At 45.9% G+C, this 19464-nt stretch carries 16 protein-coding genes; 12 read left to right on the top strand and 4 right to left on the bottom strand.

The annotated features are described in order from the left end of the window. Positions 1-22: 22 nt before the first annotated feature. Positions 23-1483 (bottom strand): catalase KatB, encoded by a 1461-nt coding sequence (gene katB / locus ACED36_RS02650; protein WP_016958868.1) that lies wholly within the window; start codon positions 1481-1483, stop codon positions 23-25. A gap of 348 nt (positions 1484-1831) precedes the next feature. Here katB and ACED36_RS02645 point away from each other — a divergent pair, with 348 nt between their 5' ends. The 8 genes from ACED36_RS02645 to ACED36_RS02610 all read left to right on the top strand — a co-directional run bounded on the left by ACED36_RS02645 (position 1832) and on the right by ACED36_RS02610 (position 11245). Then, positions 1832-2200, top strand: coding sequence for a winged helix-turn-helix transcriptional regulator (locus ACED36_RS02645; protein WP_371732736.1), 369 nt, complete (start codon positions 1832-1834; stop codon positions 2198-2200). Between the two features lie 314 nt (positions 2201-2514). Then, positions 2515-3180 (top strand): response regulator transcription factor, encoded by a 666-nt coding sequence (locus ACED36_RS02640; protein ID WP_016958866.1) that lies wholly within the window; start codon positions 2515-2517, stop codon positions 3178-3180. A 2-nt stretch (positions 3181-3182) separates the two neighbouring features. Then, positions 3183-4643 carry a sensor histidine kinase N-terminal domain-containing protein gene (locus ACED36_RS02635; RefSeq protein WP_371732735.1) on the top strand — a complete coding sequence of 487 codons (1461 nt, stop codon included), beginning with the start codon at positions 3183-3185 and terminating at the stop codon, positions 4641-4643. After that, positions 4640-5710, top strand: a complete 1071-nt coding sequence (locus ACED36_RS02630; protein ID WP_017003689.1) for an ABC transporter substrate-binding protein — start codon at positions 4640-4642, stop codon at positions 5708-5710. The genes ACED36_RS02635 and ACED36_RS02630 overlap by 4 nt, the downstream gene beginning before the upstream one ends. Before the next feature lie 97 nt (positions 5711-5807). Beyond that, on the top strand, positions 5808-6872 hold the full coding sequence (locus ACED36_RS02625) for a 4-oxalomesaconate tautomerase (RefSeq protein WP_141709926.1): 1065 nt from the start codon (positions 5808-5810) through the stop codon (positions 6870-6872). 298 nt (positions 6873-7170) lie between these two features. Next, on the top strand, positions 7171-8298 hold the full coding sequence (locus ACED36_RS02620) for a Bug family tripartite tricarboxylate transporter substrate binding protein (RefSeq protein WP_371732734.1): 1128 nt from the start codon (positions 7171-7173) through the stop codon (positions 8296-8298). Positions 8299-8368: 70 nt separating this feature from the next. Next, on the top strand, positions 8369-10375 hold the full coding sequence (locus tag ACED36_RS02615) for a tripartite tricarboxylate transporter permease (RefSeq protein WP_016958861.1): 2007 nt from the start codon (positions 8369-8371) through the stop codon (positions 10373-10375). 12 nt (positions 10376-10387) lie between these two features. Then, a complete protein-coding gene (locus ACED36_RS02610) occupies positions 10388-11245 on the top strand; it encodes a universal stress protein (RefSeq protein ID WP_017005333.1) in 858 nt (285 codons plus the stop codon). A 151-nt stretch (positions 11246-11396) separates the two neighbouring features. On the opposite strand, the gene ACED36_RS02605 is transcribed toward ACED36_RS02610, so the two are convergent. Genes ACED36_RS02605 through ACED36_RS02595 form a run of 3 tightly spaced genes read right to left on the bottom strand, consistent with a single transcriptional unit; the run spans position 11397 to position 14893 of the window. Beyond that, positions 11397-12887 (bottom strand): nucleoside hydrolase, encoded by a 1491-nt coding sequence (locus tag ACED36_RS02605; RefSeq protein WP_371732733.1) that lies wholly within the window; start codon positions 12885-12887, stop codon positions 11397-11399. Beyond that, a complete protein-coding gene (locus ACED36_RS02600; protein WP_371732732.1) occupies positions 12856-14343 on the bottom strand; it encodes a GGDEF domain-containing protein in 1488 nt (495 codons plus the stop codon). Before ACED36_RS02600 ends, ACED36_RS02605 begins: the two co-directional genes overlap by 32 nt. Before the next feature lie 37 nt (positions 14344-14380). Continuing rightward, entirely contained in the window at positions 14381-14893 is a 513-nt protein-coding gene (locus ACED36_RS02595; protein ID WP_371732731.1) for a hypothetical protein, read from the bottom strand. 336 nt (positions 14894-15229) lie between these two features. Here ACED36_RS02595 and ACED36_RS02590 point away from each other — a divergent pair, with 336 nt between their 5' ends. From ACED36_RS02590 to tssC, 4 genes are all read left to right on the top strand, one after another. Further along, entirely contained in the window at positions 15230-16009 is a 780-nt protein-coding gene (locus ACED36_RS02590; RefSeq protein ID WP_371732730.1) for a phospholipase A, read from the top strand. A 201-nt stretch (positions 16010-16210) separates the two neighbouring features. After that, complete coding sequence (locus ACED36_RS02585) at positions 16211-16495, top strand: type VI secretion system PAAR protein (RefSeq protein WP_016958855.1); 285 nt, start codon at positions 16211-16213, stop codon at positions 16493-16495. 950 nt (positions 16496-17445) lie between these two features. Continuing rightward, positions 17446-17958, top strand: coding sequence for a type VI secretion system contractile sheath small subunit (gene tssB, locus ACED36_RS02580; RefSeq protein ID WP_016958854.1), 513 nt, complete (start codon positions 17446-17448; stop codon positions 17956-17958). Between the two features lie 29 nt (positions 17959-17987). Beyond that, positions 17988-19463: a type VI secretion system contractile sheath large subunit gene (gene tssC / locus ACED36_RS02575; protein ID WP_016958853.1), complete on the top strand. Its 1476-nt coding sequence runs from the start codon at positions 17988-17990 to the stop codon at positions 19461-19463. Position 19464 lies beyond the last annotated feature (1 nt).

Raw genomic sequence — 19464 nt, 5'->3', positions numbered from 1 at the left:
AAAATCTAAAACACGTCGCGTTCTACAAACCCAACGTGTTCGCGATGCGTTGACCGTAGTCTGCATCGGCGTTGCTGAAGTGCTCGGTCATTTTGCGTTGAACATCTTCAGAAGCTTGAGACAGCGAACCGCAGATGGTTTCAATCAGACGCGCTTTTTCATCTTCGCTGAACAAGCGGTATAGGTTACCTGCTTGTGCAAAGTCGTCTTGGTTGTAGCGGCTGTAACGGTCTGCTTCGCCGTCTAAACGCATTGGTGGTTCTTTAAATTCAGTGGCTTCAACCAAATCATCTTGTTGGTTAGGGCCAAAGTTTGGTGACGCATTTTGACCTGTCTGATGACCAGAGTAAGGGCATTGCGTGCCTGCCATCGCGCCAGCACGTTGGTAATGATTTGCCTGTGTGGCATGCGGGCAGTTTACGGGTAGGTGGTTGTAGTTTGCACCTAAACGGTAACGCTGAGCATCCGCGTACGCGAACAGACGCGCTTGCAGCATCTTGTCTGGAGACGCACCAACACCTGGAACCAAGTTGCTTGGCGCTAACGCCACTTGCTCAACTTCAGCGAAGTAGTTCTCTGGTAAACGGTTAAGTTCTAACTCACCGATTTCAATCAATGGGTAGTCGCTGTGCGGCCATACCTTTGTCAGATCGAACGGGTTGATGTGATAGGTGTTCGCATCCGCTTCCGGCATGATTTGAACGTTCACGCTCCAACGCGGGAAGTGACCGTCTTGAATAGCCAAAACCAAATCACGCTGGCTTGAATCTGGGTCAATACCGCGCAGAATCGCTGCTTGATCATTGGTCAAGTTCACTACGCCTTGTTGGCTCTTGAAGTGGAACTTCACCCAAAAGCGCTCACCTTTGTTGTTCCAAAGAGAGTAGGTGTGTGAACCATAGCCGTGCATTTGACGATAGTTCGCAGGAATGCCGCGATCAGACATTAGCACCGTCACTTGGTGCATACATTCTGGGTTTAACGACCAGAATTCCCACATGGCCTGAGCATCTTTCAGGTTGGTATGAGGGTTACGTTTTTGAGTGTGGATGAAATCTGGGAATTTAATACCGTCACGCAGGAAAAACGTTGGCGTGTTGTTGCCGACGATATCGTGGTTACCACGTTGGGTGTAAAAACGAAGGCCAAAACCGCGTGGGTCTCGCTCTGCGTCCGCCGAGCCCATTTCGCCACCCACCGTTGAAAAGCGAACGAACGTTTCTGTTTGTTTGCCTTCGCCGTTGAAATGATCAGCCAGTGTGAATTCAGCCAGATCACGGGTCAGCGTGAATGTACCGTATGCACCAGTGCCTTTGGCGTGAACAATACGCTCTGGAATTCGCTCGCGGTTAAAATGCGCTAGCTTCTCGATAAGATGCCAATCTTGCAACAATACTGGGCCGCGCTCTCCGGCGGTCAGTGAGTTTTGATCATCGGCAACAGGTGCGCCATTCTGGCTGGTGAGGTAACGTGTATTTTCCATTTCTTTCCCTAAACATGTTCATGCTCGATGCACAAACAAGAATCAATATCATTCCAGTATGGAGGGTTATAAACGAATATTGGTTTTTAATATTGATTTAAATCATATTAATAGTGATAGATGTTATCTGGGTGAGTTTTGATTGGGGGATATGTTGGATCTGCGTACAGGTGTTGTATGGGGTTTTAGCGTATGAGCGGACAGGAAAACCTAACAGAGTATTCAAGCTGACGCGATGAAACCTTGGTAACGCTTCCATGTTTCAACCTGGTTCATTATGGTAACCTTGGGTCAGGTGCTAACCTGTGTACTTTAAGTGACCTGTATGTCTGACAAGAGAATTGAATCGTGAACAGCGAAGTGAAAATCGACGTTAAAGGCCGTAAAAGTGTGGTCAACACGTGTACTGAACCCTGTGCCATCGAAAAGGGCATGCGTCTAATTGGTGGAAAATGGAAGGGGACGCTGATTTACCACCTGAAAGACGGACCCGTACGATTTAATGATTTGGCCCGTTTGCTCGGCGGGGCGAGTAAAAAAATGATCGACCAGCGCTTGAAAGAGCTGGAAGCAGAAGACATGGTCGAGCGTAAAGTGATCAGTGATCGCCCCATTGCGGTCAGCTATGAATTGACCGAATTTGGTCGTAGTGCTTTGAAAATACTTGATGATTTGAGAGTGTGGTCCGAGCAGCATCGAATTCAACTTCGAAAATAAAACCTGTTGTCGTCGGTTTGACATGCAGGAACATCACCATCTTTCTATTCTTCTAACGTGTCCCTTTCTGAACAGTTTCTTTCTGAGGTGACGCTGTCGGCGCCTCAATAGCGTATTTTTTCGCTCTTGCCTGTGCGTTCACTGGTATGCGTCTTATTGCATTGTAGTCGCAATGAGATGCATATCCTTTGAGTGGGAACTCACTTTTATTGCTTTTCAAAACCTAAGAACCGTGCACTAGACACGCTTCAATATATTGAAATTAACCGTTCGGCAACCAATACTTAACACTCATTCACTTGGATGGTTGTAGTGTGAGAATTCTCATTGTCGAAGATGACAAGTTGATCAGCGAAGCTATTGAACAGCGGTTTATCAAACAAGGTCATGGTGTAGATTGCGCGTACGATGGCAACATGGCGTATGCCATGGTCAGCCAAACTGAGTTCGATTTGGTGATCCTCGATCTGAATTTGCCCCATCGTTCTGGTGAGCAAATCGCTAAGAAAATTCGCCATGTTTCTGACACGCCTATCTTGGTGTTAACCGCGCGTACTGAAGTACATGATCGCATTCACCTTCTTGATCTTGGTGCTGATGATTACATCACTAAACCGTTTGATTTTGGCGAGCTTGAAGCCCGTTGTCGTGCTGTGGTTCGTCGTCGGCATGGCACGGGAAAGAGTACGCTTCAAGTTGGTGATATTGAATTCGATCAGGCAAGTTGTCGCGTGTTTGTTAAGGGCGAAGAAATCGCGCTGAAGCAACGAGAGTTGCGGTTGCTCGAGATATTTCTCAGCCATACAAACCGGGTGATGAGCAAAGAGGAAATCATCGATCATCTGTATGGTTTTGATGACACGCCGAACCTGAATGCTATTGAAACCTACGTCGCTCGCCTTCGAAAAGCGCTCATAAGCAGCGATGTCGAGATTAAAACCCTTCGTGGGCTCGGTTACATTATCGACATGCAGAGCTAGTCGTGACGACAATAAAACGCCGCATTCCGTTTTTACCGTTTCGACGTTTTCACTGGTCGAGCAAAAGCCTTCGTTTCCAGCTTCTCTCGACGTCATTTGCTTTGCTTCTTGCTGTCAGTATTCTCACCCTTTGGGCGGCAAGTCGATACGCTCATCATACGGCGCAGTTGTCTTATGACCGTTCGCTGTCCAGTTCCGCGGTCCAAATCCTTGATAATGTTCGCTACGTGAATTTGAATTGGAGTGTGGATATTCCAATATCGGCATTCAAAGTGTTGGCGCAATCCCCGCAAGATCGTGTCTTTTATCTGGTTGTCGCCGAGAGTTTTGATGTGGTGACAGGGTATGATGATTTGGCAGAGCACTCTGTTATTCGCCAGAAAATTTTAAGCTATCAAAGCCAGTTAGAGCCTAAAGCTGACTACTTTGATGTGTTGTACAAGGGGGATGATTTTAGATTTTCTTTGGTGAGTAATTCCATTAACACACCGAGTGGTTTGCGAGAAGTTTATGTTCTTGTCGGGCAGACCCTGAATTCCCGCTTATTGCTTGAAAAAGAAATCACGTTTCAGGCACAAAAACTTGTGGCCATGGTGATTATCAGTGCCTTGCTTCTCATCCTTCTTTCTACGTGGAAAATTATTCGCCCTATACGGGATATCAACCGGAAGATAGCCAAGCGTTCGACGGTTGACCTGACCCCAATCGGGCATCAAGGCCCTCAAGAAATTGATCATTTGATCACCACCATTAATCGGTTTATGGGGCAATTAGATACGACACTGGGTAACTTAAAAAACTTTACCAGTGAAGCCGCCCATCAGCTCAAAACGCCTCTGGCGGGTTTGAAGGCACACGCTGAACTTGCTTTGAACAGCAGCAATGATCCTGAGACAAAACAACACCTTGTCACGGTCTTGACGGCGTGTAATCTGCTTGATCGAACCATTAGCCAACTCTTGAATCAGGCGACGATTACTCATCGGCATCGCAGCATGGCGCCGGGCATTATTCATTTCAACGATACGGTCAAAAACATCTGTCGTGATTTGGCGATAAATGCGCTATCGCGTGATATCGAGTTGAGCTATCAAGACTCGGTTGATGTGGTCATTTATGGTGATGATTTCGCACTTGCCCAAATGCTCATTAATCTGATTGAAAATGCGGTCAAATATAGCCCTGATCACAGCAAGATCGACATTCTCATTAATCAGGATGTGGGAAATATCGTTCTGGCTATTGAAGATCATGGACAGGGTATTGCGGCCCAAGATAAACCCCATGTGTTCGAGCGTTTCTATAGAAGCTCCAATAACATCAGCCAAGGTACGGGTTTAGGCATGGCGATCGCTCTCGAAGTAGCGCGAAATTTTAATGCTGAACTCTCGCTGGAAGACACGCAACCTTCGGGTCTTACAGTGAAAGTCGTGTTCCCGTATGGACATTGGAGGAAGCGATGATACGACGATATGTTGTTGGCTTGATAGGGATTGCGTTTTTCACGCTCGGCGCTGTGTCGGCGCAAGAAGGGGATGGCTTTACCCGAAAAGCGATTAGCATTTATGCTGCTGCCTATTTGTCAGAAATGCAGCCACTGTTAGATGATTTTCAACGGCGTCATCCGTCTATTCTAATTGAATACCAAGCCATCAGTAGCAATGATCTTGATAGGCACATACGCGAACATATTGAGCCCAAACCAGACATCACTATTAGTTCTGTTATGGACTTGCAGTTTAGGTTAGTTAACGATGGTTTTGCGCTTCCTCACTCGCCCCCCACCAGCCATATTCCGAATCAGACCAACCATTTACCGACATGGGCGGTATGGCGTGATGAGCTTTATGGATTTAGTTACGAACCTGCGGTGATCGTGCTTAACAAAGCCTTCATGCGAGACAAAGTTGTACCAAAGAATCGTGTCGAGTTATTGAGCTTTATTCGTCGCTACGGCAATGAACTGAATGGAAAAATGGGAACGTTTGATATTCGTCGGGTGGGTATCGGCTATTTGCTTTGGTCATTTGAGCGTATTCAGGCGACTAATTATGGTCAGATTCTGGAGCTGTTCAAAATTCATAATGTACGCACCTTTCCAAGCTCCGCATCCATGTTGACAGCCCTACACGAAAACGAAATCCTTCTCGCTTATAACATCATGGGCTCTTACGCCAAATCGTGGGCAGAAAAGTATGATGACGTCATTATTGTTGCTGCTGAAGATTATACGCCCGTTGTGATTCGCTCGGCGTTTATCAATAAAACGACTGAGAACCCAAATGATGCAAAACTGTTCATGAATTATTTGGTTTCGCTGGCTGGACAACGACTGATGGCAGAGCAAACCAATATGCCGCCAATTCGAACTGATATCGACAGCCCAAAATCGGCCAATGCGATGCGTGAGGTGTTGATTGATCAACTAAAACCCATCCCCTTGGATGTCACCTTGCTGGTGAGCTCTGACCCTAACAAGCGTGAAATCGTGATCACGGAATGGGAAAACGCACTCAAAGAGCTTGAGTAGGCTCATTTCATCGCGACATACGGTGACAGCGTACTGACAGTTTCACCTCATACCCTTTAGCCACATAAATGGAGAAACGTGGCTAAGGAGTTGAATAGTGGAAAGATCAACAAGCATTCCTTGTATGCTGATCAGGGGTGGCACGTCAAAAGGAGCATATTTTCTGGCAAGTGATTTACCAGAAAATGAGCAACAGCGTGACGATGTGTTGATCCACGTGATGGGCTCTGGCGACCCGCAACAAATTAACGGTATTGGTGGCGGTACATCGTTGACTAGCAAAGTGGCCATCGTTTCAAAAAGCGCTTTCGATAATGTCGATCTCGATTATTTGTTTGCACAAGTAGGAGTAGAAGATCGTGTTGTGGATACCAAGCCGTCATGTGGAAATATCCTATCGGGCATTCTGATCTTTGGTGATGAAAAGGGTCTGATTACATTGCAAGACCCGGAAACCACCATCCGAGTCCGTAACATTAATACCAATACGATTATTGAAGTTACCGCTGAAACACCCAATGGAAAAGTGAAGCTGGAAGGCAACATAAAAATTGATGGCGTGCCTGAAACGGGGTCGCCAATTCTACTCAATTTTCTGAATGTCGGAGGTGCCAAAACGGGAAAACTGTTCCCGACTGGGCGTTTTAAAGATGATATTCAAGGCGTCACTGTGAGCTGTATTGATGCGTCTGTGCCCATGGTTCATATTCCCGCGAAGGGGATGGGAAAAACCGGTTATGAAACTAAAACTGAGCTTGATGCCGACGCCGAATTTCTGCAAAAACTGGAATCCATTCGCCGAGAAGCCGGCGAGAGAATGGGGCTAGGGGATGTCAGTAACAGCGTCATTCCCAAAGTATCCCTTGTCGCGCCGCCCGCTAATGGCGGAAACATTACATCGCGTTATTTTGTTCCCCATAATTGTCACGCCAGCCATGCAGTGACAGGTGCTATTTGTGTGGCGGTCTCGACCATGCTACCGGGCACTGTCGCTTATGAAGCCGCACGAAACCTAAAGTCGAACCAGATAGAAATCGAACATCCGGCAGGAAAAATCGCGGTGAGTGTGGTGATTGAAGCTAACGACGAAGAGCCACAGATCAGGCAAGCCGCACTTGTACGAACAGCAAGACCATTGTTTAAAGGCGATGCCTACTACTGATCTTGTGCCTTATCGAATTTTCCCCTTGTTTTCGATATTTCGTCATCACACTGATTCGTCTTGTGAGCGACGTTTAATCACCTTCTGAGGTGGTTTTTTTTGGCCTCAAGCTTCACTTGTCTTGAGCATGAACCATTGAATACGGCCTACTGAATACGCCTAATGTAACGTTTTTGTTATCAATATGTGGTATGTCAGCGTGGTGACAGTTTCACCCAATAGCGTAACCAATGAAACCAACACTAATGAATGATTTTTAGCCGTTATGAAAATGGCATTGGACGCAAACGAAGGTGGAATGATGTTTATTCATAAGCAACCAAACTCAAAAATGGCAACGGTACGTCGCTCGTTCAACGCGGCGATTTTAGGGATGAGCGCATTGGTGGCAATGCCCTCCACGGCGATTGCAGAGGACGTGTCTTTCAAAGGTAAACGTGTTGAATTCACGGTGCCTTATAAAGAGGGAGGCGGCACGGACACATGGGCACGCTTTTATGCGCCGTTGCTCACTGCCGCATTGCCGGGTAATCCGGTTGTTGTCGTCAAGAACATTCCGGGTGGCGGCTCGACAAAAGGTGCTAATCGTTTTGCACAAAAAGCGCGCGCTAACGGACTGAATATTTTCGCGAGTTCTGCGTCTACTCAGTACCCATATCTGCTCAATGACAGTCGTGTGAAGTATGAGTACAACGACTGGAGCATCGTATTGGCCTCTCCGACTGGCGGTGTTATGTATGTTTCACCATCCACTGGGATTAAAAACGTTCAGGATTTACTGGCCAAGAAAGATCAAGTGTCGTTTAAGTATGCAAGCCAAGGCGCTACGTCGATTGATTTGGTCCCCCTTCTTGCTATGAACTTATTGAACTTGGACGTCAAGGCTATCTTTGGCATGAAAGGTCGCGGCGCTGGTCGTTTAGCGTTTGAACGCGGTGAAGTGAATATTGATTCCCAAACCACCTCTTCTTTCATCAAAAAGGTGACACCACTTGTCGATGAAGGGACTGCGATTCCGCTATTCAGCTTTGGCGTATTAGGCGCTGACGGAAAATTACAGCGGGATCCTAACTTCCCAGACCTTCCACACTTCGCGGAAGTTTATGCAATGGCAAACCCTGATGCTGCGACTAACCAAGGTTTTGAGGTTTGGAAAGCATTTTTCGCCGCTGGCTTCGCTGCGCAGAAAATGATCTTTCTTCCAAAAGACGTGTCTGCAGGCATTCTCTCCACATGGCGTAACTCCGCAACGGCGATGGTCAATCAGCCTGATTTTAAACAGAAGTCTGACAACGTGCTGGGTGATTACCCACAGCTCACCGGTGAAAGTGCACAAGCGGCATTGAAAACGGCTTTGTCTCTTAGTGAAGCAGACCGCGAATGGGTTCGCGCTTGGCTAACTGAAAAATATAACACCAAGTTCTAACGCATTTTTTGAAGCTTAGTGCAGGCGAATGCTTGCACTGAACTTCATTTCCTTCCTAAAGGCATTGTCTATGTTCAGCGAATTACTCGATTCCTTGCAGACGATACTCAGTCTGCAACACATCACTTATATGCTTGGCGGCGTCATTTTGGGGCTGGGCATTGGTATATTTCCCGGCTTAGGCGGCATCGCAGGTTTGTCTCTTCTCCTTCCGTTTTTGTATGGGATGGAGCCCGTTTCAGCGCTCGCAATGCTGATTGGATTGGTGGCCGTGATCCCGACTTCTGACACATTTACCTCTGTACTGATGGGGATTCCCGGTTCAAGTGGGTCTCAGGCGACAGTGTTAGACGGGTTCCCGATGGCAAAGCGTGGACAGGCTGCGCGTGCTTTATCGGCGGCGTTCACTTCGTCTCTATTCGGGGGCTTGTTCGGGGCATTGATCTTAACGGTATTTGTTTTGATCGCGCGCCCTGTGATTTTGGCGTTTGGCTCCGCTGAATTGTTTATGCTCACTATTCTTGGCCTCAGTATGGTAGGCGCATTGGCGGGTAAAAGTTTCGTTAAGGGCCTGTCTGCTTGTGGCTTTGGCGTCGTGTTAGGTAGCCTTGGCAGTGCACCTGCTACGGGTGAATATCGCATGGCTTTTGATAATTTCTACCTGATGGATGGTATTCCGCTCGTGGTGGTGGGTTTAGGCATATTTGCCTTGCCAGAAATCATCGACTTACTGCGCCAAAACAAGCCAATCGCCAATGCCAGCAATCTTGGTAGTGGTTGGTCAGAGGGTATTCGGGACTTTGTGAACAACAAATGGCTTGCGCTTCGTTGCAGCGTGATTGGTTGTATCATTGGTGCGTTGCCAGGACTGGGTGGCAGCGTTGTAGACTGGATTGCCTACGGTCATGCAGTACAAACAACAAAGGACAATCCGCAATTTGGCCATGGTGATGTTCGGGGTGTGATTGCACCTGAGTCAGCCAATAATGCCAAAGAAGGGGGCGGGCTAGTACCGACATTGCTGTTTGGTATTCCAGGATCGGGCAGTATGGCGGTTTTTCTTGGCGGCATGGTGCTAGTGGGTCTGGAGCCGGGCCCTGCCATGGTGAGCACCGATCTCGATATCACCTATACCATCGTTTGGTCTCTGGCATTGGCAAATGTATTTGGGGCTGGTGCCTGTATGCTGATTTCGCCAACTGTCGCTCGCCTTACCACTATTCGCTATAGCTTGCTTGCACCGTTCATGGTGATGGTGATTTGCTTTGCTGCGTTTCAAGCAACCCGAGATCTTGGTGATCTGGTTACTTTATTGGCTATCGGCTTCCTTGGTGTATTGATGAAGCGCTTTGACTGGCCGCGTCCTGCTTTTTTGATTGGATTTGTCCTCGCAGGCGGCATGGAAACGTATCTCTATCAAGCGGTTCAATTTGATGGCGCTGGGTTCTTGCTAAGACCGGGCGTTATCATCATTGGCATCATCACGCTCTTATCGTTGTTTTTTATGTATCGAAAACAGAATGCGGTTAAGCAAGATGACTCGTCTTCAGCGTCTTCAACAGAAGCTGAAACCACCCCAGCAAAAGCATGCAATCGCACACCACAGGTCATTTTTGCTGGTGTTGTGAATCTCATCTTTTTGTATGCCATTTATGATGGTTTACAGCAGAGCTTCCTTGGCGGAGTGTTCACCATTATGGTCGGCAGTTTGATGTGGGTGCTCTCCGCTATCGTGCTTTATCAACTTCTCACTAAACCTACCAACGACCCCATTTATTTCGATATGGAGTACGAACAAGGTTACGTATTTGATAAAAGCTCCACCAGCATGATGCATTACCTCTACTGGTTGTTTGTGTTGGTTGCCGGGTGTTATCTGGTGGGTTATGTCATCTCGATCAGTGTATTTTTTGTTTCTTTTTTGGTGGTAAAAGCAAGTGTTAGCCTTTGGCGCGCGTTAGCGTTGACAGCGATAGCCGTGGGATTCTTACTCTTTCTTACGAATGCAATGGTACTGGAACTTCCCGTGGGGCTGCTTCAGGAATATATCGAGCTACCTTGGCCGCTCGGCTACTAACAGGAGGTGAACATGACTATTCGAACGATCATTATGCCCCTAGCATCTAATGAGAATGCGAAAGAGAGGCTGGAAGGAGCGCTCAATGTAGCGAGTTTCTTTCGCGCACATCTTGATGTGCTTCATGCCCACATTGATCCAAAGCAGCTGCTACCGAATGAAATGCAGCTCATTTCAAATGAATTTCACAAACGTATTGACCAAATTGTGGCCGACTATGTCAGTGAAGATCTGGACATGATGCGGGAGTTGTTTGAAGACACTTGCCGAAGTTTGTCTATTTCTCAGGTAAACCGTTATCCAATGAGTCATATCACCTCGGCAAAATGGCATGAAGTGATGGGGTTTCGTGGCGAAGTGGTTGCAGAAAAAGGCAAATTGTCTGATTTAACAATCATTCCTCAGCCAAAGCGAGGTAAGTCCAGCGTAAGTTTTGAGGCGGCGGTTCTGCATAGCGGTAAGCCTGTATTGATCATGCCGAGAACCCAAACGCATTTTTCGCCAAAGCACGTGATGATTGCTTGGAACGGAGATACTCAAGCAACGCGAGCCGTGGCATCTGCAATGCATCTTCTTAGAAGTGCTGAGAAGGTGAGCATCGTCACCAGTGAACGCTCGATAGACATAAGGCCGACTCAAATAGATTTGCAGGAGTATCTGGCCATGCATGAGATAGCATGTGACTGTGAAGTGTTTAAGTCAGGCCGTATGCGAACGCCGACGGCGATTTTATCGACCGCGATCAGGCTCAATGCGGATGCGATAGTTTGTGGTGCGTATGCTCATCAGCGTATTCATCAACAAATGTTTGGTGATGTCACTAAGAGTCTGCTTAAAAAATCCCAAGTCCCTTTGTGGATGATTGGTTAACGTTCTCGTCGCTAAACTAAAAATCCGCTGAATAATCAGCGGATTTTTTTCGAATGGACATGTCTATGGCAAACCAAAGTGAGATCAAAGGCTACTGAGTATCTCAGTGGCTGTTTGTCTATGTATGCTTATCACAGATATACCTTAGAGGTTATACAATGCCTAGCATCTTACCCATTCGACGTCCTTCTTCCATTTCCCACTGAACGCCATAAAGATCAATCCAGTAAAAAAACGTGATCGGAAAACCATCTAACTCAACAGGCTTATAATCTGAAGCTGTATTAATCATGGTGACGCCGTCTTGTTCTTTCAGGAAGTGAAAGACATCATTACAGTTAGCAACTTCCAATGCGATATGTCTCGGGCCTCCCAAATCATATGTTTTAGGCTGAATGGGCAGCTGTGTTTTACCCGTTGGTTGATGGTATCGCATCAGTTCTAAATAGATACCTGCTTGTGGGTGGCGTACAAACTGAACGTCGATTGTGACGGGTTGTTCCTCTAACCCAGCGTCTAGTGCAAAGCTTTTCATAGAGATACCGCGATATGACATGGCTTCTCCGGTTTCGTCGAACGCGCGCTCAAAGCCCAATACTCGCTGATAATAATCAGCAGCAACGTCAACATCTTCTACAATAATGTTGACGTGAGAGAGCCCTAAAACCTGTTGTGCGATGGTCTGCTTGGCCAATCTCGTCAGGACATCGCTTTTCGCTTTTTCGTTAATGTCCACACAATAGGAAACAGGGTAAGCGTTTGCGGGAGAATCAGTGCAAATTAGATAAGGTTTTTGCGTTCCTTTTTCCGTGTCGCTTGGCGCAATCTCAGTGCGTGCAAATAAGGGTTTAGTGGTGAACCATTGCGGATTGACAACGTAAGCAGCGGCGACTAAATCAAATGGATTGAACCCTTTGTGGGAACCGAACACAATTTCCCATTCAGTCCACCAACCTAGAGCATGCCGAGCAAGGAAGTTACCCATGGGTCCCTGTTTTCGTAAACGAGCAAGGTCGTCAAAATCAACCCACATTTTCTTGCATACTTCAAAGGGTACCAATACGACAGAGACGCCACTTTTTAGCACGTAGTTGAACGCGTCAGTATCGAACTCAAAATTGAGGTCACGAAAGGGCTTGAGCTGAAATGTTCCCGAAATGAAATGTTCATCAGTCGATTGCCTTCCTGCCACCGATATGATGCTATCGATTTTTGAAACCAAGTCAGGGCGGGTTTTGATAAGGTCGGCAATATTGGTGAGCGCACCAATAGCGAGGATCGTTAAATTGCCTTGCTCTAGGTTTTCAATAAGAGCGGTTACCGCATCAGATTGCTTATTTTCTTTTTCTGTATTGTTGTCACTGGTATTGTCAGAAGCGACAAAATTGGACGTCGCACCTTTATATACTTTGTAGCTATTGGCGCCAAAGCTGGACACAAAGTGTTGCGCCGTTTGAGTGGACTCCTCGATGTTATCGGTATTTCCACGTGTTGAGCTAATACCGAGTATTTCAACTTCTGGACTATGCATGAGACAGCCCAATGCATAGCCATCATCGACATCTTTATATTGTAAGAATCCATCGCGAAGGCCAATGGTAATGTCGGTATCAATCCATAATCTCAGTTGTTTTTCTATCACTACTTTCTTTCCTTGGAGGTGGTTTTTGGTCTTGCAGGGTGCCAATGGCAATTTGGTTTCGGCCGCTGCGCTTAGCGCGATAAAGCAGTGAATCAGCTTCATCGAAAGCATCTGAAAACGACATTGCAGATGCCGAAGGCGTGATGAGTAATGCGCCAATAGAAAGCGTGACCACTGCACTTTCGGCGGCATGAGGAATAGCGAGATCTTCAACGCTACAGCGCATTCGTTCTGCAACCGTTTCAAGCGCACTAGCATTTTCAATTTGAAGCAGAGCGACAAACTCTTCGCCGCCAATTCTGAAACACAAGTCGTCTTTGCGTAATGCGCTTAAAATGGCGTTTGCGGTGGACTTAATCACGACATCACCGCGTCCATGTCCGAAGGTGTCATTAAATGCTTTGAAATGGTCAATATCACAAACAACAATGCCAAAAAGCTTATTTTCGGCACGCGTTGCTTGGAAAAAAGCGTCGGCATGTTCCGTATAGCTGTGGCGTCCTGCTAGCCCAGTGAGCGCATCAGTATCCGATTGATGCCGCAATATTTTCATTTGTGTTTGGGCTTTGAGGGTTAGCGTGTGAAGACCACGAGCCAGCACGCCAATCTCATCATTGCGGCGAAGTTCCTCGAGATCCGAGATATCGAGGTGTTCGATGTCGTGGTCTATTCGTTTAGCTAGCCTACTTAATGGTGCAACCAACCAATGTGTGACGCCGATAATCAGCAATAGAGAAACACACAATGCCACAAAGGCTTCAATGGCTAAGGTGATAAATATCTGCTGCTTAAGAGTGAACAGATTAGCAGCATCAAACACCGCCCAAACATGACCGCCATTTTTGTTGATCAGTGGCAATTGTACGATCAGAACCTCATCCTCTTGGTGAAGCTGAAACGCTTTTTCAGAATGGCTAGAAGGAGGCCAGCGTGGCGTAAACGATGATGATAGACGCGTACTTTTTTGCAGAGCGTTTAGGTCATCAACTGTTTTGTTGAGTACGAAATTCAGTTTTCTATTTCTCACCTTGTGTTGATTTTCGGGATTATCAAGCGCTGCCATCAGCGTGTTTTTTCGTGCTGAGACGTCGTTGATCTCATCTTGCGTGACATCCGTTCGCCACACTGTCATGTGCTCTCGTGAATAGCGCACACTGACGGAGTTTTCGCTGTAATCTGATTTCCCCTGGATGTCGAGAAACAACAACTCTCCAATATTAAAGAGTGCTTCATTTTGAGAGGGCATCATTAGGTTTGCATAATTTCGGCCTGCGACTGCGGCGGAAAAGTCACGGACCAGAGGCGTCAGCGTACGCTCGGCCCGTTCGTTGGCATAGTTAACTCGGCTTTCCCATTCACTTTGATAGCGCGAGGCGCTCATACCAGCGATAAGCACTAGCACCAACATCAGATGAGAAACAAAGAGAAGCTGATTTATCGTAAATCTTTTTAGCACTCTAAAATCCAAATCAAAGGGGAACGGTTAACTGAAATTACTCATAAAGAGAAGAGACAGGCTCCGTGCAGGTGCCGTTTATACATATGTCTTTGTAAGTATCATGACAACTTTGACAAAAGGCAGGCTCTAAGGAGGAGTGCATGCTGCTGATGTCTTCACCTTTTCGGTTGTAGCTACCATAAAGGGCTAATCCGCCAAAGTGCTCTGTTACCCAGATAATTCCCTGTGCTTCAGACACGGCAATCACTGTCGGCCCGTCGCTATAAGGGCCATGGGTTTTGTATTCTTCAAGTTTCTTGGGATTCACGCGGATAGTGAGAGGCGAGCCTTGACCATCATTGATCCATGAATATGCTCTTACGGATTCTTGCATAAACAAAGAGGCGTCGGGGGGGAGAACGGTATCCGCTGGGAGATTCATGGATTCTTTAACAACGGGCCAGTCTTCCCAGCCGCTTGGGTAACTAGCAATTGAATCTGCGAATACTGAGCTGCTAAACAACAGCGTGAATAAAAAAGTAAAATATCGGCGAGCCGAAAACAACATAAGTAAATTCCATTTTAGTAACAACATTTGGCGTCTTGGGTGACCAAGTCTCATTGATGATAATTGTTACGATGGGGGTGTAACAATAAAATCCTTCAATAATGCGGCGTTGCAACAGGTCTAAGCAAGAATTGCAGACATGACGACAACAGATTTTCAGTCCCCAGCGCCTCTTTGTCACTTCGCGACATCTCCGGCTGACTCATTGTTGATTCAGCAGGTTAATCTCGACATTTAACGGATAATGGCCATCTATACTCTCGTTGATTTCATTGCTCTGTTTTTTCGTGATTGGTTGCGGAGAAAACATTGAATGTCGATTTTCAGGGAGGTTTGATGAACACACTGATTTACCCGCTTGTTATGTCGGCGCTCATCGCGCCCATGATCTTGATATCTCCAACAGCACAAGCATCTGAAAATGTGTTTTCAGCGCACAGAGATAACTACTTGTTGCCGTACTACAAAGAATCCAACGTTAATCAAGCGCGATTTGCTCCGTTGAACCCTAACGATAGCGAAGCAAAGGATACTTTTGTGCAATTTCAGTTCAGTGTGAAGTATCGGATTTTGAGGTTTGAAGATGATGGGCTGTATATGGCTTATACCCAGCGCTCAAACTGGGAGGCTTATGATAGCTCAGCCTATTTTCGCGACAGTAATTACAACCCAGAACTCTTCTATCAAATGAACATCGATCCGTGGCAATTTTCGCTGGGGGCTGAACATGAGTCGAACGGAGCAGGGGGTGACAATGAAGTGAGTTGGAATCGAGCTTATGTTGATATCAAGCGCAACTTTGATTGGGGCTATATCCGATTCAAACCATGGTTTAGGTTTGGCAGCGTGAGCTATAACCCGAATATCACAGATTATCTTGGCTATGGCGAAACAGAACTAGGATGGCGTCCCACTGAGAATCAAGAAGTAAAGGTACTTTTTGGCAACTTATTTGCTAAAGACTTAGATCGCGGATACTACCGGCTGAGTTGGAATGTCCCAATCTATCAAGGGTTGCGCGGATACATGAAAGTCGAAACGGGCTACGGGCTAACCATATCCAATTACAACTTCAAAGAGAGTGCTTATGGCATGGGTGTGGCGTTTAACTTTTAAACGTTAGATCGAGCAAGAAATTGCTCTCTGGGCAAGAATTGGCTCAATGCTGAGCAATTATTTGCTCGAATTAAGTGATCCGATGACGATAAGATTCTGAAAGTAAAACAATTAAAAGATGGATCACTTTTTGCATTATCTAGTTTGCTAATCAACGGTATTTGTTTTCAACACACAGTGTCACTATAAGGATTAATCGTCATGGGAAATGCAGTCGTTTTAGGTAACATCGGCACCGATCATGACGGGTTTCATCCATCACCTGTTACCTCTGCATCGCCAGATGTGAAGGTCGATGGCATCCCTCTTGCTCGACAAGGTGATGCACTTGCACCACACGATAAGCCGAAAAACCCGCCCCATGGAAGAAGTATTGCAGCGGGATCTCCTACCGTATTTGCAAACGGAAAGCCTGTTGCAAGAACAGGTGACGCTGTGGGTTGTGGAGGTGTCGTTATTGGTGGTGGTACGGTAAATATTGGTTAGAGCTATGTCCCCGAAAATGCCCACTGGACAAGCACATTGAAAGTGCTTACATATTTGATAATCACAACATGTTAAGTTTTTGCATGTAAATAGCGGGTCATTGAACAGTACTCGTTTCACATTAGTAAAACGCCTTATATGATTTACTCCTCACTTCAAACTATTCACACCACTCATGATAATCTAATCTTTCATTATTAATGGATGATAAAAGCATTATTAATTAGGTTGTTCTAATTTATTTAAAATTCAAAGTTGTCAGTATATTAATGTGTGATATGTCAGTTTATAAATATTGATTTTATCAAAAATGACACTCCTGTATTGTCTGTGTAAAATATCGACGGGGATCGTGTTTGAATATTTTTCTGTGCAAATTTTTGCTAAATACCTTGTGGTGGGTCGTGAACATGTCTCATGATGTCTCTCAAGGACGAATAAAGAAGTTAATATTACGCTTAGTGTTCTTAATGAATGCTTTATGAAACAAATAAAACTATAAAAATGCTGTCTCCCCTGGCCGTTTCGAACGTTACCATTGAGATTGATAGCGATAAAAATTAAAACGTTGGTTAGCAAAGTTCTACGGTGGTACTAGTAAATACTGATGATGGCGATTTATTTCGATAACCTTGATGTTTTTGTCTTGCATTGATCGTGTGATTCAAGGTTTTTGATTGATTTGTCTCATCTTTTTCCTCCCTCCCCCCTGATGTTCTCTGCTTTAAATGACAATTTTTCCTTAATTTCACGTCTCAAATAACTTGCGTTTGAGTGATGTTTTTCTGGTTCTAATAATTTTCTTAGTTGCATATTTTTATTTTTGAAACAAATGACACATGTTGTGAATGACTTTGATTTTGCTGATTTTCATTAATGAATGTTAGCGCATCGAAATACAGCAACGTCTGAGTTGCATACATCTCTACAATGTAAAGGAGAGTAATAAGATGGCGAAAGAGGGAAGTGTTGCACCTAAAGAACGTATTAATATTAAATACGTTCCTGCAACGGGTGATGCTCAATCGGAGATCGAACTTCCGTTGAAAATGGTCGTTTTAGGAGACTTTAAAGGTCACCCGGAAGACACTTCAATTGAAGAGAGAGAGGCGGTTTCTGTTGATAAAAATAATTTCACAGCGGTTATGCGAGAGAGCGATCTTTCTTTAACCACGTCTGTACCAAATGTCATGACAGAGGAAGAAGGACAAGAACTTCCTGTTGAATTGTCATTCAAGTCTTTGGCCGATTTCTCGCCAGACGCAATTGCCAATCAAGTACCCGAACTTAAAAAGCTTGTTGAGCTTCGTGAAGCGTTGGTCGCATTGAAAGGCCCTCTTGGAAATATTCCTGCTTTTCGTGGTCGCCTTCAGGAGCTTTTGGCCTCTGAAGATTCGCGCGAAAAGCTCCTCGCTGAATTGGATCTGGTAAGCGCTGAAGAACAACCAGCTTCCGATGCTTAACTAACGCAGAAGAGAAAAGGATTTTGTTAATGTCCGTACAAGAGAAAACGCTGGAGAGTTCTGTCAAAGAAAGTGGCAGTCTACTCGACGAAATCATGGCGCAAACCCGACTAGCACCTAGCGAAGAAGGCTATGATATTGCTAAAAAAGGTGTTGCTGCGTTTGTTGAGAATCTGATCGGTTCTGATAAAGAGCAAGAGCCTGTAAACAAAGCGCTCGTCGACCAAATGCTGGTTGAACTAGACAAGAAAATCAGTGCGCAAATGGACGTCGTTCTACACAGCCAGCCTGTGCAGGAAATGGAGTCTGCTTGGCGTGGTTTGAAGCTGCTGGTAGATCGCACAGATTTCCGTGAAAACATCAAAATTGAAGTGCTGCATGCGACTAAGCAAGAGCTGTTAGATGACTTCGAATTTGCACCTGAAACAACCCAGTCTGGCCTTTACAAGCACGTATATTCCGCCGGTTATGGCCAATTTGGTGGTGAGCCAGTGGCAGCATTGGTGGGTAACTATGCGTTTACACCATCAACGCCAGACATGAAATTGCTGCAATACGTTGGTTCAGTTGGCGCCATGGCGCACGCGCCATTCCTGTCTTCCGTTTCTCCAGAGTTTTTCGGCATTGATTCATTCGAAGAACTGCCAAACCTGAAAGACGTAGCCGCTACTTTTGAAAGCCCTCGTTACACCAAGTGGCGTGCGTTGCGTGAATCAGAAGATGCTCGCTATATCGGTCTAACTGCTCCACGTTTCCTGCTTCGTGTTCCTTACGATCCAGTCGAAAACCCAATCACATCATTCAACTATCGTGAAAACGTTAGCGAATCACATGAAAGCTACCTTTGGGGTAACACCGCGTTTGCATTGGCATCTCGTTTGACTGAGAGCTTTGCAAAATACCGTTGGTGTCCGAACATTATTGGTCCTCAAAGTGGCGGTGCAGTGGAAGATTTGCCAGTACACCTGTTTGAATCTTTGGGCGCTCTGCAAGCGAAGATCCCAACAGAAGTGCTAGTGACTGACCGCAAAGAGTATGAATTGGCCGAAGAAGGCTTCATTTCACTCACTATGCGTAAAGGCAGTGATAACGCAGCATTCTTCTCTGCTAACTCGATTCAAAAACCGAAAGTGTTCCCGAACACGAAAGAAGGCAAAGAAGCAGAAACCAACTACAAGTTGGGTACGCAGCTGCCTTACATGATGATCATCAACCGTTTGGCGCACTACATCAAAGTGCTTCAACGTGAGCAGATCGGTTCGTGGAAAGAGCGTCAAGACCTTGAGCGTGAGCTTAACACTTGGGTTCGTCAGTACGTGGCAGATCAGGAAAACCCACCGGCAGAAGTTCGCAGCCGTCGTCCACTTCGCGCAGCGAAAGTAGAAGTGATGGATGTCGAGGGTAATCCAGGTTGGTACCAAGTGTCTTTGTCAGTGCGTCCGCACTTTAAATACATGGGTGCAAACTTCGAGTTGTCATTGGTAGGTCGTTTGGATCAGGCGTAAT

The sequence above is a fragment of the Enterovibrio sp. FF113 genome (assembly GCF_041439165.1).
GTDB lineage: Bacteria > Pseudomonadota > Gammaproteobacteria > Enterobacterales > Vibrionaceae > Enterovibrio > Enterovibrio norvegicus_A.
This window is presented reverse-complemented; position numbering and strand designations above follow the sequence as displayed.

Coding starts and splice junctions, on each gene's coding strand:
- ACED36_RS02585 (WP_016958855.1), top strand. CDS start 16,211: ATGGGAAATGCAGTCGTTTTAGGTAACATCGGCACCGATCATGACGGG.
- ACED36_RS02595 (WP_371732731.1), bottom strand. CDS start 14,893: ATGTTGTTTTCGGCTCGCCGATATTTTACTTTTTTATTCACGCTGTTG.
- tssB (WP_016958854.1), top strand. CDS start 17,446: ATGGCGAAAGAGGGAAGTGTTGCACCTAAAGAACGTATTAATATTAAA.
- ACED36_RS02620 (WP_371732734.1), top strand. CDS start 7,171: ATGATGTTTATTCATAAGCAACCAAACTCAAAAATGGCAACGGTACGT.
- ACED36_RS02615 (WP_016958861.1), top strand. CDS start 8,369: ATGTTCAGCGAATTACTCGATTCCTTGCAGACGATACTCAGTCTGCAA.
- ACED36_RS02610 (WP_017005333.1), top strand. CDS start 10,388: ATGACTATTCGAACGATCATTATGCCCCTAGCATCTAATGAGAATGCG.
- tssC (WP_016958853.1), top strand. CDS start 17,988: ATGTCCGTACAAGAGAAAACGCTGGAGAGTTCTGTCAAAGAAAGTGGC.
- katB (WP_016958868.1), bottom strand. CDS start 1,483: ATGGAAAATACACGTTACCTCACCAGCCAGAATGGCGCACCTGTTGCC.
- ACED36_RS02590 (WP_371732730.1), top strand. CDS start 15,230: ATGAACACACTGATTTACCCGCTTGTTATGTCGGCGCTCATCGCGCCC.
- ACED36_RS02630 (WP_017003689.1), top strand. CDS start 4,640: ATGATACGACGATATGTTGTTGGCTTGATAGGGATTGCGTTTTTCACG.